Source organism: Marinomonas sp. PE14-40 (assembly GCF_051623805.1).
Lineage (GTDB): Bacteria > Pseudomonadota > Gammaproteobacteria > Pseudomonadales > Marinomonadaceae > Marinomonas.
The window spans coordinates 1,082,702-1,100,973 of record NZ_CP130700.1; the positions used below are offsets into that span (position 1 = coordinate 1,082,702).

General features: G+C 39.4%; 13 protein-coding genes. 8 read left to right on the top strand and 5 right to left on the bottom strand.

Translation table 11 applies throughout. The annotated features are described in order from the left end of the window. Positions 1-106: 106 nt before the first annotated feature. From Q0A08_RS04940 to Q0A08_RS04965, 6 genes are all read left to right on the top strand, one after another. Positions 107-1,204: an ABC transporter ATP-binding protein gene (locus Q0A08_RS04940; protein ID WP_438465326.1), complete on the top strand. Its 1,098-nt coding sequence runs from the start codon at positions 107-109 to the stop codon at positions 1,202-1,204. After that, complete coding sequence (locus tag Q0A08_RS04945) at positions 1,201-2,145, top strand: ABC transporter permease (RefSeq protein WP_438465328.1); 945 nt, start codon at positions 1,201-1,203, stop codon at positions 2,143-2,145. Before Q0A08_RS04940 ends, Q0A08_RS04945 begins: the two co-directional genes overlap by 4 nt. After that, entirely contained in the window at positions 2,142-2,975 is an 834-nt protein-coding gene (locus tag Q0A08_RS04950; RefSeq protein ID WP_438465329.1) for an ABC transporter permease, read from the top strand. The genes Q0A08_RS04945 and Q0A08_RS04950 overlap by 4 nt, the downstream gene beginning before the upstream one ends. Before the next feature lie 30 nt (positions 2,976-3,005). After that, positions 3,006-4,031 carry an extracellular solute-binding protein gene (locus Q0A08_RS04955; protein WP_438465331.1) on the top strand — a complete coding sequence of 342 codons (1,026 nt, stop codon included), beginning with the start codon at positions 3,006-3,008 and terminating at the stop codon, positions 4,029-4,031. 380 nt (positions 4,032-4,411) lie between these two features. After that, on the top strand, positions 4,412-5,839 hold the full coding sequence (locus Q0A08_RS04960) for an APC family permease (protein WP_438465332.1): 1,428 nt from the start codon (positions 4,412-4,414) through the stop codon (positions 5,837-5,839). A 321-nt stretch (positions 5,840-6,160) separates the two neighbouring features. Continuing rightward, positions 6,161-7,555, top strand: coding sequence for an aminotransferase (locus Q0A08_RS04965; protein WP_438465334.1), 1,395 nt, complete (start codon positions 6,161-6,163; stop codon positions 7,553-7,555). A 202-nt stretch (positions 7,556-7,757) separates the two neighbouring features. Here Q0A08_RS04965 and hisD read toward each other — a convergent pair whose 3' ends face one another. The 4 genes from hisD to Q0A08_RS04985 all read right to left on the bottom strand — a co-directional run bounded on the left by hisD (position 7,758) and on the right by Q0A08_RS04985 (position 13,802). Further along, positions 7,758-9,077 (bottom strand): histidinol dehydrogenase, encoded by a 1,320-nt coding sequence (gene hisD / locus Q0A08_RS04970; RefSeq protein WP_438465336.1) that lies wholly within the window; start codon positions 9,075-9,077, stop codon positions 7,758-7,760. A gap of 234 nt (positions 9,078-9,311) precedes the next feature. Then, positions 9,312-10,790: an aldehyde dehydrogenase gene (locus Q0A08_RS04975; protein WP_438465337.1), complete on the bottom strand. Its 1,479-nt coding sequence runs from the start codon at positions 10,788-10,790 to the stop codon at positions 9,312-9,314. A 70-nt stretch (positions 10,791-10,860) separates the two neighbouring features. Next, complete coding sequence (gene aspA / locus Q0A08_RS04980) at positions 10,861-12,699, bottom strand: aspartate ammonia-lyase (RefSeq protein ID WP_438465339.1); 1,839 nt, start codon at positions 12,697-12,699, stop codon at positions 10,861-10,863. Between the two features lie 158 nt (positions 12,700-12,857). Next, positions 12,858-13,802, bottom strand: a complete 945-nt coding sequence (locus Q0A08_RS04985) for a LysR family transcriptional regulator (RefSeq protein WP_438465340.1) — start codon at positions 13,800-13,802, stop codon at positions 12,858-12,860. A 567-nt stretch (positions 13,803-14,369) separates the two neighbouring features. On the opposite strand from Q0A08_RS04985, the gene Q0A08_RS04990 reads away from it, so the two are divergent. After that, positions 14,370-16,697 (top strand): EAL domain-containing protein, encoded by a 2,328-nt coding sequence (locus Q0A08_RS04990; protein ID WP_438465342.1) that lies wholly within the window; start codon positions 14,370-14,372, stop codon positions 16,695-16,697. 8 nt (positions 16,698-16,705) lie between these two features. Here the strand turns inward: Q0A08_RS04990 and Q0A08_RS04995 are convergent, their stop codons facing one another. Continuing rightward, positions 16,706-16,948 (bottom strand): cysteine-rich CWC family protein, encoded by a 243-nt coding sequence (locus Q0A08_RS04995; RefSeq protein ID WP_438465344.1) that lies wholly within the window; start codon positions 16,946-16,948, stop codon positions 16,706-16,708. A gap of 205 nt (positions 16,949-17,153) precedes the next feature. Between Q0A08_RS04995 and Q0A08_RS05000 the strand changes: the two genes are divergently transcribed. Beyond that, positions 17,154-18,191 (top strand): hypothetical protein, encoded by a 1,038-nt coding sequence (locus Q0A08_RS05000; RefSeq protein WP_438465346.1) that lies wholly within the window; start codon positions 17,154-17,156, stop codon positions 18,189-18,191. The last annotated feature ends 81 nt before the right edge of the window (positions 18,192-18,272 follow it).

Below are 18,272 nucleotides of genomic sequence, written 5' to 3' on the forward strand. Positions count from 1 at the left end.
AACACACGATCCAAAATCACATATATCAACCCATACATTAAAGAGACAGTTATCGAATATTAGCCCAAAGGCAAGTCACATATTCATTTAAAAGAAGAGACGCACAATGAGCATTGCAATAAAAATAAATAATATCTCAAAGTCGTATGGTTCTTATCAGGCCCTCAACAACATCTCCTTAGAGATAAAAGACAATGAGTTTTTTACCCTTTTAGGTCCAAGTGGGTGTGGTAAAACAACCCTTCTTAGAATGATTGCTGGGTTTGAGACACCTAATGCAGGCGTGATTCAGCTACACGGGGATGACATTCAGTCCTTAGCAGCCCATAAACGTCGAGTAAATACCGTGTTTCAAAACTACGCCCTCTTCCCCCACATGAGTCTTGAGCAAAACATTGCATTTGGTCTGGAGATGATTGGTTGGGGAAAAGAACGAATTGAGGCCCGTGTGGACGAGATGTTAAATCTTGTTCATATGAAACAGTTTGCTAAACGCATGCCCTCAGCACTGTCCGGCGGTCAACAACAGCGTATCGCCTTAGCTCGCGCCTTAGCTCCAGAACCCAAAGTCTTATTACTAGACGAGCCCTTATCAGCACTAGATCTCAAGCTTCGACAAGCTATGCGAGATGAATTACAACAACTACAGCGAAATACGGGTATCACTTTTATCTTCGTCACCCATGACCAAGAAGAGGCTCTGGCGATGTCAGACCGAATTTGCATTTTAGCAAACGGTGATATTCAGCAATTAAGTACGCCAGCAGAAATTTATGAAAACCCCGCAAATAAGTTTGTTGCAGATTTTATCGGTGAAACCAATTTCTTAAATGTGGATGTGATTAATAAAGGAAAGGACCAAAATCTCAGTGTCAAAACCCCTCTAGGTATTGATCTTGAACTAGATCCCAGTGCACAAGTTGGCTTCAACGGTTTAATCGAAAATCAATCATGTCATGCCACCCTTTCATTACGGCCTGAAAAAATTTCAATAAACAGTTCAGGTTTGGATATCAACCTAGAAGGCACGATTACCCAGCGTACATATATGGGCGGTTACACCCATTATACGGTTCGTACCACCCAGGGACAGAGCTTAAAGGTGTCTAAGCGTAACCATATTAGTAACAACACAAGCTATGGCATCAATGAAATGGTCAACATTGGTTTCTTACAATCTTCAGTAAGGGTATTAACACAATGAACCAGATTATAAACAGGACTCAAAAACACAGTTCGTCAATTAGCATGCCTTTTAAAGCAAGGTTATCTTGGAATTTAATAGGCCTTATGCCGGCCTATTTAGTAATGTTTTTCTTAATGATTATTCCACTTGGCATCATTTTTTATGTCTCCATGATGACATCTGACCCCTATGGAGGATACGAAGCGGTTTTCTCTTTAGAATCCTACCAGCAAATACTCTTTACCTATGACTGGGACGATAATTTAAATCTAAACTTTCAATATCTTCTTATCATAGCTCGTACGCTATTATTAGCATCCGCTACTGCCATCATTTGTTTAATAATCAGCTTTCCTGTCGCTTATTACATATCAAGACAATCAACGAGCACCAAAGCCCTACTACTTTATCTTATTACCTTACCGTTTTGGGTCAGCATGGTGATTCGTGTTTATGCCTGGGTTTTGATTTTAAGTAATGATGGTGTTTTAGAGTCTAGCCTGACGTTCTTAGGTCTCACTTCAGGTATGGATAGCCTTCTATATAACAATAACGCCATGTTAGTCGGTATGGTTTATAGCTATATCCCGCTTATGATTTTACCTATTTACGCCAGTATTGAAAAACTTGATGCTCGCCTTACAGAAGCAGCAAGCGATCTCTATTCAACCCGATTAAATACCTTAACAAAAATCATTCTACCCTTATGTAAACCTGGCATAGTGGCAGGCTTTATTCTCGTCTTTGTTCCATGTTTAGGCACGGTACTCGAACCTATGCTACTAGGTGGCGGCAAAACAATGATGATGGGGAACTTGATTCAAAACCAATTTAGCATTGCTAGAAATTGGTCGTTTGGTGCCAGCCTTGCCGTGGTGTTACTCATCATCGTTATGCTCTTTCTTATGTGGAATGCCCGAAAGAGTTCTCGCCCTATTGTTGAAGGGAGTGCCGTATGAATTATTCAAATAAACAAAATGCCATCATGCGTTTTTTCACGGGAAAAAATAAAGATGTGAAACACTATCCAGGCTTTGGCCTAATAAGTATCGCTTTCTTTTTATTTCTTTATCTACCAATTTTAGTCGTGATCGCATACTCATTTAACAGCAATAAGATTGTCTCTGTTTGGCAAGGTTTTTCATTCAAATGGTACCTCAGTGCCTTACAAAATGAAGGTTTAATGAATGCCTTACAGGTTTCACTAACCGTCGCCACCGTCGCCACTATTATTGCCACCAGCATCGCCACTGCAGCGGCCCTTGTGTTATCACGAGGAAAAGAAGTTAAGCATGTAAAGCTATCTGAGACAGTCATTAATTTACCCCTTATGTTGCCAGAAATCGTCTTTGCGGTCGCTGTATTGATTCTATTCTCACAACTCGGTTTACAAGATGGGTTAACCAAATTAATTCTGGCCCATGCTTGTTTTTGTATCCCTTTTGCCTTTTTGCCAATACGTGCTCGCCTTCAAGGTATGACGAATAACTTAGAACAAGCAGCGCAAGATTTATATGCCAACCCTTGGATTACCTTTAAGCGCATTACTTTACCCTTAATTTTACCCGGCATTTTTGCCGGCGCTATGCTCAGTTTTGTAATTTCAATGGATGACTTTATTACCAGCAGCATAGTGTCAGGCGGCGGAGCAACCACCTTACCTGTATATATTTTCTCACTGGTCAAACAAGGGGTTTCACCTGAGTTAAATGCTATTTCAACCCTCATCATGCTGGTCTCCCTATTACTGGTCACCCCAGCTTGGATGATTTCTAAACGTAATAAGTAACCTCGATAAAAATAACAAAGGATAAGCACTATGAAATTTGCAAAATCTACCCTAGCAGGACTTACCGCCCTTGGCCTTTCTCTTTCGGTTAACGCCGCTGAAAAGCTCAATATCTATACTTGGTCTGAATCCATTGATCCAAGCTTAATAGAGAAGTTCGAGCAAGAAACCGGCATACAAGTCACCTTAGACGGCTACACCTCTAATGAAGACTTATTAGCAAAACTAAAGTCAGGTTCAAGTGATTATGATTTGGTTATGCCAAGCCAGCATTTTGTTAAAATTATGATTCAGGAAGACCTACTTAAAAATATTAACGCTAAATCTTTGCCGGCATTTAAAAACCTTGATCCAAGATGGAAAGGACAATGGTGGGACCCAAATAATGATTACTCCATTGCTTTTGCCTATGGCACAGCCAGTTTTGCTTTTAATACAGAGATATACTCAGGTCCAGGGAACTCTTGGAAAGAGTTTTTTGAACCAGATGAAGACATGAAGGGTAAAATTGCCGCCTTTAGTACACCAGATGAAATCATCCCTGCTGCACAAGCTTATCTAGGAATCGATTTTTGTAGCGAAGATAGTAATGAAATGAAGCGCGTTTATCAGCTACTTAAAAAGCAAAAGCCTTATGTCGCTGTGTATAGTTCAGACAATATCAGCTCACGCCTTGCTGGAGGCGAGGTTGCCATGCACTCTTGGTGGGATGGAGACACAATGCGCGCCAGAAAGGAGAATAACGCCCCGGTTATTTATGCCCAGCCTCTTGAAGGGTTAATAGGCTGGTTAGATGCATTAGTGGTACCAAAAGGGTCTCGTAATACTGAGAATGCCAAGACCTTTATTAACTGGATCAGCCAAGAAGCAAATGCGACAACCCAATACAATTATTATGGTCACTCATCCGGTTTCATCATTAATGCGAAAAATGCTAAGCACAAACCGAATAACTCACCTGAAATCTTCCCTGAAGTGAGAGTGAAGTTTACCCAAGCTTGTTCTCCTGTTGCTCAAAAACTGGTTGATAAAGTCTGGACACAACTGCTTCTATAAACGCTTTTGTGACAACAAGAAGCCAATAGATATCCTTCTATTGGCTTTTTTTAAGCCTAAAACAGGTGTTTTTCTCACTTTTATTCATGTTTTAGGTAAAAACATAACAATAACATCTGGATAAAAAATATTTATGCAGCAAAGTGATTTTTAATATTTTAATAATAAAGCAAGACTACGTACTCTTAATTTATCAGCAAAAACTGATACAGAGCACTCTTTAGCGCTAATCCACTAAGATTAAACAATGACATGTCATCTTTGAAAAGGATTCAAGAAATTGTACTAAGAGCCTAATTCGTTAACAGGTAAGTGAACAACAGGTTTTAAATTTTAATAGCCGAGTCAAATAACAATAAATACTCTCTTTGGAGCGAAAGATGTCAAACCCCACCACCTATGGTAATGCCGATCAGGCTAAAACAGATACATCAAAATCAACAGGCTTTAATAAAATATTAGGTTTAGGTTCGCTTTTAGCGGTCGCTATTGGTTTAGTTGTTTCACAAGGCGTGATGGTACTCATGCTACAAGGCGCAGGCATTGCGGGTTTAGGTTTTATAATACCTTTAGCCATTGCCTACTTGCTTGCAATCACCTACGTCATGTCTTTTTCAGAACTTTCATTAATGATACCAAGAGCGGGTAGCTTGAGTACTTATACTGAAGCCGCCATTGGTCACTTCCCTGCCATTTTGGCGGTTTTCTCTGGCTATGTGGTCGTTGCTATGTTCGCATTGTCAGCTGAGCTGCTTCTAGTAGACTTTATTATTGAGAAAATTTACCCAGGTATATTCCCTCAATATACTGTTGGCTTTGGCTTACTCGCCATTTTTACTTTTTTAAACTTAATGGGGTTAGATGTTTTTGCCAAACTGCAAACCACATTAGCTTTTATAATGGTTGTTGTATTGCTAGTACTTGGCCTATCTGCTGTCACTGAGATTTCAGCACCTCATAATCAAACTATTGATTTGGTAACTAACTGGAATCCATTAGGCGCCGAAGTTCTCACCTTAGCGGCATTAGCTGTTTGGGGGTTTGTTGGCGCTGAATTTGTCTGCCCTTTAGTGGAAGAGTCAAAAGATGCGAACCGGAATATACCGCGCTCTATGATGATTGGTGTAACCATTATTTTCATCACTATCACTCTCTATTGCTTAGGCGCCCTGCTTTATATTCCTGCAGACGATCTAGCGAATTCTAGTCTTCCCCATTATGACTTTGCTAAAGCGGTCTTTGGTGATATAGGTCTCATGTTTTTAGCTATTGCAGCCATTACCGCAACCTGTAGTACGGTTAACACTTCGTTAGCTGCCATTCCAAGAATGCTTTATGGTATGGCTAAAAATGGTCAAGCTTTCCCTCAGTTCAAAACACTGACTAAAGAAAAGAAAACCCCTTGGGTCGCCATTGTGTTTGTGGCCTTTATCACGGGGATTCCTATGCTGCTTTTAAGAGATCAGCCTGATTCAATCGGCTTATTACTTATCTCAGCAGCTATTGCTTGGTTACTGGCTTATATCATCACACATATAAACGTACTTGTTTTACGTAAACGTTATCCAAGTATTGCCAGACCTTATAAGACACCTTTTTATCCTATCCCTCAGATCGTTGGTATCATGGGTATGCTCTATGCGATTTATTACGCTTCACCAGCACCAGAGTTAAGTGCTCAGATATTTGGTGCTGCAGGTGTTGTATTAGGCTTAGTAACTGTCATTGGTGTTCTTTGGGTAAAACTTGTCATGGGTAAACCTCTGTTTAAAGCCACAGACATTGATGAAATTCTCAAACAAAAGTAGTAGCTCCCTTAAGCTAATACTCTGATCTGAGATAAAACCCGTAAACTTCATGTTTACGGGTTTTGTTGTTTTTTAAAACTTACCTCGACTTCCTCTAACAGCTTTAAGCCTCCTTTTTATAAGCATTTTCCTCATTATCAGATCTCCTATACTTAACTCTTCAGGTGAGGTGTTTTGACGTATTTTATCTTTACCCACTTCTGCATAGGTTTTTTTAATATTTAAGTAAAATTTTTAATATTTTATTTATACCTAACAAATGCCTACCTTAGAGTGATCAGATAAAAGAATAATAATTTTCATTGAGGAGTAATCTCGAAAATGTCCAATACAAAAAACATCAATATGAAGCAAGTGTGGCAACAAGATAAAGATCACTACGTTCACCCTTGGACTGACTTTTCAACCTTCAAAGAGCAAGGTTCTATGATCCTCGCTGACAGTGACAATGTGCATGTGGTTGATGGTGAAGGTAAGCGCTACCTTGACGGCATTGGCGGCCTTTGGTGCGTTAACATTGGTTATGCCCGTGAAGAAATGGCACAAGCCATTGCCGATCAAATCATGAACATTCCTTACTATTCTTCATTTGGTCACCATACAACCGTGCCAGCGGCCCAACTTTCTGCCAAGCTTGCAGAACTCGCTCCAGGTAATTTAAACCATGTATTTTATGGTTGTGGTGGCTCAGTTGCCAACGATACCGCTGTCCGTATTATTCACTTCTACTTTAATCAGTTAGGTAAAAGATCGAAAAAGAAAATCATCTCTCGAATCGATGGTTACCATGGCAGTACTTATATGGCCATGTCGATTACAGGTGTGAAATTTGACCACATTGGCTTTGATATCGAAGAAGAGCTAGTGCACCACATTTCTTGCCCTAATCCATATCGTCGACCCAATGATCAAAGCATTGAAGCTTTCTGCGATGAGAAAATCCAAGAGTTAGAAGATAAAATTCTTGAACTAGGCCCTGACAATGTTGCTGCATTTTTTGCTGAACCAATCATGGGTGCGGGTGGTGTTATTGTCCCTCCTAAGGGTTACCACAGACGCTCTTTAGACGTTTGTCGCAAATATGGCGTACTTTATGTCTCCGATGAAGTGGTGACTGCCTTTGGTCGTTTAGGACATATGTTTGCATCTGATGATGAGTTTGACATAGTGCCTGACATGATTACTTGTGCAAAAGGCCTAACATCAGGCTACCTGCCTTTAGGTGCAACTATAATGTCTGATGATATTTACGATGTTATCAGCGTACCACAGGAAGACGGTGCTTTATTTACCCACGGTTATACCTACTCTGGGCACCCGGTTAGCTGTGCTGCAGCCATTAAAAATATCGAAATCATGGAACGTGAACAACTTTGTGAACACGTTATGGATATGGGGGCATATTTCGAAGAGCAAGTTAAATCACTGGGTGATTTGCCTATTGTTGGTGATGTACGTGGTCGTAAATTTATGATGTGTATTGAGAATGTTGCCAATAAAGAAACTAAAGAGTTAATCAACCCTGATGCTGCAGTCGGTAATCGTATTGCAGATCATTGTCAGGCTCGCGGTTTGATTGTTCGTCCTTTGGCACACATGAATGTTTTATCGCCACCACTCACCCTCACAAAAGAGAATGTTGATTTCTTAGTGAGCACTTTAAGAGAAAGTATTGAAGCCACCACACAAGATTTGAAACGTGACGGTTTTTTATAAGTTTATAGGCTGAAAACACCCACCAGCCTTATGAGCAACTTCCCAAGTTGCTCATTTTGGGTAGATGTTCTCCCATCTACCCTTTTTTGTGCCTGCAAAACATGACCTTCACTGACACCATTTAAATTCTAATAGCCTAACGTCACGTTAAATACGCACTAAAAAGCGGTGACTAGCACCGCTTTAAATGAACCTTAACGGTTTATTTAATTAGGCTTTTTCGTTTATCAGATACCGCATTCGCATGGGCATCAAACCCTTCATAAGTCGCAAGAACTTTCGCATGTTTGGCCATTTCTGGGTATCCACATTGAGTGACATACGCCACAGACATAAACTTCATGAAATCCATCACGGATAAAGGTGATACCGTTGCAGCAGCCCCTGAGGTGGGTAAAACTGCATTACAGCCTAGAACAAAGTTACCCAAGGTACTTGGGGAGTGCTGACCTAATAAAACCTCACCTGCATTACGAATTTTACCCAAATACTTCCACGCATCCTGACTTAGAATTTGTAAATGTTCTGGCGCATAGTCATTAATAAACTCAAAGGCTTGCTCAATATTATCCGCTAATACAATACCGCCCATTGGTCCTGTAAGAACAGTTTTTGAATATTCAACTCTCAGTTCACTCATAGATAACCAGTGCTGTGGAATGGCTGAGATTGCTTCTTGAGCAACCCTAGACGAAGTCGTCACTAAATAGGCTGATGAATCAGGTCCATGCTCTGCTTCAATTAATAAATCCATAGCAGCCAAGGCACCATCAACAGTGTCATCAGCAAACACTATAGACTCTGATGGACCCGCTGGAATCCCTGGATCAATCAAATGAGCCAGGTGTTGTTTTGCTGCTATCATCCATGGACTTCCTGGACCGACTATCTTACTGCATTTGGGTAGTGTATTTGTACCGTATGCCACAGCTGCAACGGCCTGTGCTCCGCCACATTTATATACTTGATTGATGCCATTTTCTTTTGCTGCAACGAGGGTTGCAGCGTCAACACGACCATCAGGTCCAGGTGGCGTTAGGATTACCACTTGTTCAACTCCCGCAACAACAGCAGGAATAGCATTCATCATAAGCACAGAGGGAAAGGAGCCCTTTCCTCTTGGCACATAACAAGCGACAGAAGGAATTGCTAAGTATTTTTCACCAACATAACTCCCGCTTCTTACTTCTTGCATTACCATTTCTTGTGGCTTTTGCGCCTCATGATATTGGCGGATATTTTGAGAGGCGTACTTGATAGCGTCTAATGTTTCGTCATTAACTTCAGTCTCGGCATCTAGAAACTCCTGCTCTGTTACTTGAATGGTATCTAAATTTAAACTGGCACCATCAAACTTTTGAGTAAATTCAAGCAATGCTTGATCACCCTCTTTTTTAACTTTTTCTATAATTGGCTTAACTTGATCTAGGTAAAGGCTTAGGTCAGCTTCTGTTCGCGTTAAAAGAGATTGTCTCTTGAGTGGGTCAAGCCCCTCAAGCGGCCATAAATTAATATCTTGCATGTAATAACTCCGAATTAAATGAATCTCAAAATACGCTTTACCGCTTAGGTAAAACGACTAAAAGTTGGGGGATAAATTTAGAAAAGAACGCTCAGCTATATCAGGTGGTAAAGCTCAACTATATTAGATGGTAAAGCTAAACCTTTATTAGCCTTGATAAAAATCACTCATAGGTTCTAAATAAAAAAAGCACAGAGCCAATCAAACTCTGTGCTTCTTTTTTACGAAGACAGCTTAAGCAAGCTTGATCCAAGTCGTTTTTAATTGAGTGAATTTTTCAAGTGCATGCAACGATAAATCACGGCCAAATCCAGATTGTTTGTAACCTCCGAATGGTGTCGAGAAATCTAAAGCATCCATAGTATTCACAGAAACGGTTCCCGCTTTTAATTTCGCAGAGACCTTGTGTGCTCGATTTAAGTCTTGAGTCCAAACAGAAGCAGCCAATCCGTATATGGAGTCATTCGCTATCTTGATTGCCTCTTCCTCAGAATCAAACGCAATAATGGCAGCCACAGGACCGAAGACTTCATCTTTGGCTATCGCCATTTCAGGGTTAACATTATCAAAAATTGTTGGTGCGACTACGGCTGTACTTTCATCACCTAAACCACCTGTTACCAAGCTTGCACCTTGCTCTAACGCTTGACTGATACAAGCTCTAACATTGCTGGCATGCTGTTGATCAATTAAAGCACCCACTTGAGTATCTGCATCAAGGGGATCACCGACTTTCATCGATTTCGCTTTCGCCACAAACTTATCTAAAAAAGCTTGTTTAATACTGGATTCCACTAGAATACGAGAGTTTGCAGAACAAACTTCCCCCTGATTGAAGAAAATACCAAAGGCAGCATGCTCTACTGCAGCATCTAAATCACAGTCAGCAAAAATCAGATTTGGACTTTTTCCGCCTGTCTCTGGCCAAATTTGTTTTAAATTTGAAGCAGCAGAATAGCCCATGAATAATTTGCCGACTTGGGTTGAGCCGGTGAAAGCAAGGCAATCTACTTCTTCGTGTAAACCTAGTGCCTTACCTACTATATGACCATGGCCTGTTACCACGTTCAAAACCCCATCTGGTAGACCAGCCTGTTGAGCAAGCTCAGCTAATTTTAATGCAGTCAGCGGCGATTGCTCAGCGGGCTTTAACACAACCGAGTTACCGCTAATCAATGCAGGCGCAAGTTTCCATGCAGCAATATCTAACGGAAAGTTCCAAGGTACGACTGCTGCAACGACACCTACTGGTTCACGGGTAATCGTGGCGATATTGTTTTTATCTGTTGGCGCTACTTCACCATAGAGCTTATCAATCGCCTCGGCATACCACTCAAAACATGCAGCAGAGCCAGGTATATCAACATTCATTGCGTCTTGTACTGGCTTGCCCACATTTAAACTTTCAAGTAATGCCAATTCTTCGTGGTTTTCCATAATCAGGGCAGCAAGTTTCTTTAATACCGCTTTTCTTTCTGCTGGCGCTTTGTCTGCCCAAACACCTGTTTCAAATGATTCTCTAGCAGCTTTAACGGCGGCATTAACATCTTGCTCTGAACAAGCAGCCGTTTGATTTAGTCGCTCACCATTAGCAGGGTTTATAGTGTCGTATACCCCATGATCACTGGCATCCACAAATTTTCCGTTAATAAAAGCCTGATGTTTAAGCTCAATCTTTTGCTGTAGATCTAACCAGTCTTGTTTGTTTTTCATTCTATTCTCCAATCGGGACAACTTGCCCAACATCTGTTCTATTTAAATAGTTCTAGTCTAATTTTTAATTTCAAACTAACTGCATTGGCTCTTTAACACGCATTTTTCGCGGTGCTGTCATGTTTTCTACACTCAACACATCATCCAAAGCTTGTTCAGATAACAGGCCTTCAGCCAAAATAAGGTCTCTTACACTGGCTCTCTCTTCTAAGGCTTGTTTCGCAATTCGGGTGGCATTTTCATAGCCAATAAAAGGATTAAGGGCAGTAATAATTCCGATACTGTTATTTACGGTATCAAGACAATGCTCAACATTGGCAGTAATACCCTTTATGCATTTTTGCGACAAAGTAGACACAGCACGAATTTGTAGACGTAGGGACTGTAAAACATTAAATACAATCACTGGTTCCATCACATTCAACTGCAACTGCCCTGCTTCACTTGCCATAGTGATCGTGATGTCATTTCCAATAATTTGAAACGCTACCTGATTAACCATTTCTGGGATGACTGGATTGACCTTACCCGGCATAATTGAACTACCTGGCTGCATAGCCGGTAAGTTAATTTCTTGCAGCCCAGCCCTGGGTCCACTCGACATAAGCCTAAGGTCATTACAAATTTTAGATAGCTTAACGGCATTACGTTTCAGCACACTGGAAAAGGTAACAAAGGCTCCCATATCAGACGTTGCTTCAATGAGGTTTCTTGCTCTAACCAGTTCTTTACCTGAGATACGACACAGCTCTTCGATGGCCAAACTTGAATACTCAGGGTCTGTATTAATTCCAGTTCCAATAGCTGTCGCTCCAAGATTAATTTCTCTGAAATATTCAATGACATCCTTCACTTCTGAGATATCTTCTTTCATGGTGAAGTACCAAGCATCAAATTCTTGCCCTAAAGTAATCGGCACAGCATCTTGTAATTGAGTACGTCCCATTTTGATGACATCTGAGAATTCCACCGCTTTTTGCTTGAGCTGATAGCAAAGATCCGATAAGGCATCCACATATTCCTGATGACTCAACAAAATAGCTAAACGTATCGCAGTGGGATAGGCATCATTCGTGGATTGGGATAGGTTTACGTGGTTATTCGGGTGTAAATATTGATATTCACCTCTTTTATGCCCCATAATTTCTAACGCTCTATTAGCAATTACTTCGTTAGCATTCATGTTGGTAGACGTACCCGCTCCCCCTTGAATGACATCAACCACAAAGTGCTCGTGCCATTCTCCTGCAATAATTTCATCACAGGCTAAACAAATAGCATCTTTATGTTCTTGTGATAACAAACCCAATTTATAGTTCGCATTAGCTGCCGCCTTCTTGACCATTGCAAGTGCACTAACAAGCTGAGGGAAATGCAGAACTTTGATGTCAGTAATAGCAAAATTCTCTTGAGCGCGCAGGGTTTGAATACCATACAGCGCCGCTTGTTCAACTTCACGGACCCCAAGTAAGTCCTTCTCAGTGCGGAATTTTTGTACGTTTAATGCTTGCGCATTAAGACGATTGTTTTCTAATTTAAGAAAGGCATGACTCAATAGCGCTGTATTTTGATTGGTATCTAACCAAGCTGATAAAGCTTTTCTATTAATACTTAAGAACAGGGCAGATTCGGTTACAACACAAATATCACCTAAGCTAGAAGCGTTAATTTTTACTAAGAAAGGATTACACAAAGATGGGGCATTAAAGTGTTTCTGAATGCCCTTATAGATCACTTGGCATTGTCCAGACACAAGCAAAATGACATCAGAATTCAGCAAGTCGTTTTGGAATACTTCTCCTTGCTTTAATTTTTGCTGCTGAAAGAGTTGCGTTAATTCATCAAACTCAGCTTTGCTTAAATCATCACAAGGTAAAACCGATTTAATTGTTTTTTTTAGGACAGTCATTTTTTAATCCACTGATATAGAGGGTTAAGCTCACCAACCAGTAGAAGGTAAAGTAAGCGTATCTATAGCAACAGATTAAGAAGCCCTAGTGCATATGTAAAATATTTAATTTTATTTGTTTGCATAAATATTTTCTATGCAAACAAATTAACCAGCGATTATTTTAAGTTTTTATAGAGACGCTTATCCGTAAAGACAGAGTCGGTAAGCTCACTCGCCCTTTCTTTCAGCATTTCAATAAAAGCATCCGCAACAGGTGTCAGTCTAAATTGAGCAACTTTGGCAACACCAAGCCTCAGCGGTCTTAAATTATCGGTTAAAGGAATGGCAATTAATTGCGAGCCATCTAAGGCTAAGTTTGTTGCAAGGGGTGTATTAAACAGTGAATAACCAAAACCATTACCAACTAATCCTCGAACCATGCCTAAGGATTGAGCTCGGTAAGCAAAATTAGGTTCTAGATCCTGACTTAAAAACAGTGAATAGAAGTAATCTCGACTCATAGGCCAATCCAAAAGTACCATTGGATATTCAACTAGCTCCTTTAAACTCAGAGTGTCTCTTTGCGATAAAGGATGATCTTGAGACAAGATGGCATAGGGAGGAAATTCAACAATGGGTTCAAACTCAATCTCTGCAGGAATTTGCATATCATAGGTTAATGCAAGCTCGTAGCGACCATCAATCAAGTCTTCGATAATATCTTTATGGTGACTTTCATCGCATTGAACACTTGCGTCAGGGTAAGTCTCGACAAACTTTTTCATCAAAGAAGGTAGAAGTATGGGAGTAAAAGTGGGAAAACCTACAATCCTCAAAGTACCCGCGACATCTTCACCCAATGTATTGGCGTAATGCCCAAGCCCTTCAGCATCCGCGAGTAGTTGCTTTGCTTTTAAAATAAATTGCCTACCAGCGGGCGTCAAAGAAAGCCCTTGTGCATGGTGTCTCACAAAAAGCTGTAAACCTGTAACATCTTCTAAATGTAAAATAGCGGAAGAAATGGAAGGCTGGGAGACAAACAGAGTTTCTGCTGCTCTAGTGACACTGTTAAATTCACCCGCTTTTACAAAATAGCGAAGCTGCTTCAAAGTAAAGTTCATTAGCATCATGTCCTGTATTGAATAAATTAGATCTCTTTAAATAAGATAATATAATCCAATACACTTTCAAGAAAAATTTTTCAAATACACTAGTCAGATAACAACTTTCTACTCCAGATAGCTAAATTTACTTTATTGAAGAGACGTTTAATTTCACCTATCAAAAAAGTTAGTTTTAACTATTTAAGTACACAATAAAAATTTTTAGACATTTTCTCTAATGGTTTGCCCATTTACATTAAATAAGACTAATTTAGTTTTTATTCATTTTTATCAATCACTTATAAAAATACTCTTTTCACTTCTCTAGCATAAAAACTTATTTTTCATCTATGAAAAATTTTGATAAAGTTTCGCCAGACAAATCACAAAAAACTACAATTGACCTAGTTAATATAAATCTTATTAGGGAAAAAAGGTTATACTTAGAGGAATGGAAGTAATCATTTTTATCTTAATATTATAGCTAACGGATTCGTTAAATATGTTGATTGATGGTAACGCACTTTTTATTTATCAGTTTAAACCAGAGATGCTCACACAATGCTAATGTCATTCAGAAACCTGATGGCGTTACTCGTCCTCGTTTTATATTCGACACATTCTTTGGCCGAGACCATTAGCATTCACCTTAAGTGGTATCACAAATTTCAATTTGCTGGCTACTATGCAGCTTTAGAGCAAGGCTATTTTGAAGAAGAAGGCCTTGATGTCAGACTCATAGAAGGCGGACCTCATAAAAACCATTTACATCAACTCATCAATAACTCTAGCCAATATGCCGTGCTTGGCAGTGAATCAATAAACTCACTTGCTCTTGGTTCACCCGTTATTATTGTAACCTCTATCTTTCAGCACGCCCCTGAAATTTTAATGACACGTATTGAAGATAACGTTCAAGATATACAAGAATTAAAAGGCAAAAGGCTCATGCTGGCAGATGCGGCTCTGGCAGGCCAAATTGATGCCATGCTCAATAAAAATGGAGTACCTTCAAACAGCTACACAAAACACCCTTATGATGGTGATGTAAACAAACTCATTGATGGCACTGTTTTCGCCATTTATGGCTATATTTCTAATGAACCCTATCAGTTAGAAGCACTTGGCCAACAAGTTAATATCTTATCACCTCTTGATTATGGTATTGATTTTTATGGCGATAGTTTAGCAACAACGCAATCTGAGCTTAACAATCACCCGGATCGCGTCGCCTCCATCCGTCGTGCTGTGATTCGAGGCTGGAATTATGCAATTAAATACCCTGATGAAATTATTGAACATATATTATCTTTGGATACCCTCAACCCTAAGCCTTTTAACTTTTTACATCAGCAGTTTGAAGCGAATAAAACAATTGAGCTAATAGACGCAAAAAAAATCCCGCTAGGCTATACCAGCCCTGATAGGTGGGCTGTCATGTTTGACACTTTTAATGAAGTCACAAATGGCCAAGCGGTTTTCACACGTAAGGCAATTTATGACGAGTTTTATCAAGATAAATCTTGGATTAGAAATAGCATTATTGGCGCCATACTGGCTTTACTAATGATAATTCTGCTTTATGTTTGGAACCGTACGCTAAAAAGCAAGCTCGATTTTGCAATGCAAAAGCTTGAGAAAGAAGCCTTTGAAGATACCTTAACCGGCATGAAGAATCGCTCAGCCATGATGCTGTTTTTTGAAGATTGTCGTAATCGAAACCGCACTAATCACTACCTTGCCATTATTGATATTGCAAAACTACAGAAAATTAATAAGAGCCAAGGGTTTAAAATTGCAGATAATTTAATTAAAAGTGTTGCTAATATTATTAGCAATTACTCAGACAAACAAAGCCAATGTTATAGCCTCTATGGTGGCAAGTTTGCCTTCATAACGTCAGCCCATAGTCAGGATGAATTTAAGCAAAATATTGATAATTTGATGAAGCAAATCAGTATTTCAAATAAAAATATCAAGCTTCATTCAGGTGGTATTAAACTTGATTTCATCCTTGATAATTCGGCAATTGCGACTCGATTTGAACAAGCATTGCAGCACTCTAAAGGGCTAAAAAGTGATAAGTTAGTTTTTTTCTCCAACACCATAGTTGAAGCAATTGAGGCCAGAGAAAACCTTTTAAATATGGTGGCAGCAGGCATCAAGAACAATGAGTTCATCGCATATTATCAACCAAAACTCTGTAGCCAGACAGGTGAAATTAAAGGGGTTGAAGCCCTTATTCGCTGGCAGCACCCTCAAAGAGGCGTATTAAGACCAGGAGACTTTCTACCCATTGTTGAAACCTCAAAAGAGTTAATGCTCCAGCTTGAAAACTATCTCTTTAGTAAAATTATTAGCGAAGCGTCATTGTTAATTGATCATTTTAACCAGTGCCCTGGGTTTCGTATTTCGATTAACCTGTCTTCCTACCAGTTTAATCGTGACTTTCTTGTGAAAGAACTTTTGGGGATTTGCCAAAAGCATCATGTGAATACTAAGTATATCGAATTTGAACTAACTGAAAGTAGCATGCTAGAAGATTTGGACTGCGCCATTATCATAAGTAATCAGTTACAAGCTGCGGGATTTCATGTCGCCCTTGATGATTTTGGAACTGGATATTCCTCTTTAGCTTACTTACAGAACTTACCGGTTAATGTGGTCAAGCTTGATTACACCTTTGTGAAAAAAATACCTCATGACATACGTTCAGGCTATGTTGTTGAGCACATTATTTTACTGGCCCATAGATTAGGCTTGTCAATTGTCGCTGAAGGTGTAGAGCAAGAAGAACAATTGAATTATTTAAAACGCCTAAAAGTAGAGCTTATTCAAGGTTTTTACTTCTACAAACCCATGCCGATTAACGATGTGATAACGCTAAGCAAAAAGTATGATATGAATGAGTAAATCAGACTTTAAAGCTCTTTAATCAGACTATTAAACATGTTTAGACATTTTTGGCATAAACAAGATTGAGTCTTTTCTAACTCGGCCAGATTGACCTTAGTACCTTTAATCACGCCTAATTCATCGATCATATCTGGCGTTTTCTCAACTAAGGTTATCGATTCACACCAGCAAACCTTGTTGTTTATTTTATTGAGACCACAGCCATTATTTTGATGACACAAAGGGCATGCTAATTGATTTAATGACAAGTATTGAAGCCTCATCCCTATCTAGGTTTATATTTAAATTAATAAGAAGTTATTCTCTAGCAATACACTATATTTGAGCATATTTACAGGTAAACAGCTGGTGCATTTTTAGTAGGAGTGTGTGCATATTTTGCAACTTCCGCCCATTAGTATACTTGATTAAACTCCATTTCTTTGTCTTATAAGAGCCTTTGAAGAGTTTATGATGAGCAAAGCGATTCCATTACACCTAGGTGAGTCTGCTATTAAGCACGCTCCTTTTATTTGTTTAGATAATAATACTCAATGCATTCCACAACACTACTTACGGTATCAGCACACACTGGCTTCGATTGAGAAGCTCATTCAAGATATTCAATTTGATGCTGAGTACCCTATTTTTGTTTGTGAGGATAAAACTGGCCTTTATTTACAAGTTGGCGTTATAGGCTACGACAATTATCTCAGCTATGAAGACCAAGCACATTACAAAATAGTCTATGGTCGTAAATGGCGTATTGAACCACAGTTACCTAGTTCCGAAGTTATTCAAACGGCCTTCTTAGGGCTCAAAAAAGCACGAGAACACGAAATTAGAGAGTTATTCCGATTATCTCATTCAGATAAAACCAGCACTCCATTTAATAATCATCACGACTTACCTCTGCTAAGCCATACCTTGCTTAACAAAACAGATGAGTGCCTTGATGAGCTAAATCCATTAGCGATACAAAGTCTGCTAGATCGAATTCAGTATGACCACGGTCACTTTACACTACTCAACTTTGAATTAAGAAAGTTACCTCATCATGAAATAACACATAATGAAGCAGCACATTTTCAATATCTTATCGATCTTTGCTTCCTCAAAAATGCTAAAAGTAAGCTGCCTGAGCTGTGCCCAACACCATTTACTCTAATATTAAGTGAACCAAACATTCATTTGTTACATCATCATTTAATGCAGTATTTGATTCAGCTTAGTGACAGGTATTTAGATGAAAACTTCCTCTTTCATGGCGTGAATCGTTTTAGCTGGTTGCATAATGTTGATTTAATCGGTCAGTTGTCAATTCAAGCAAGAGATAAGCAAGTGAGCCTAAAGCACCCTAGTCTTGCGGATGAAGTTAGACAAAACAACTATGAAACGGATAAAACCCGTGCCCCACAAGTAAACAACAGTGATTTTGGTATACGTCTCAAAGAACGACTTGATGAGTTCAAAGGCCTAGAAGGAATATTGCCTATCAATCTTGCTTATTAGATATGTTAGAACCTAATTAGCTAGATAAAATCCAGGTACAGTGCTAATTTTCTCAATAAAGTGGATATAAAGTTACCCAGT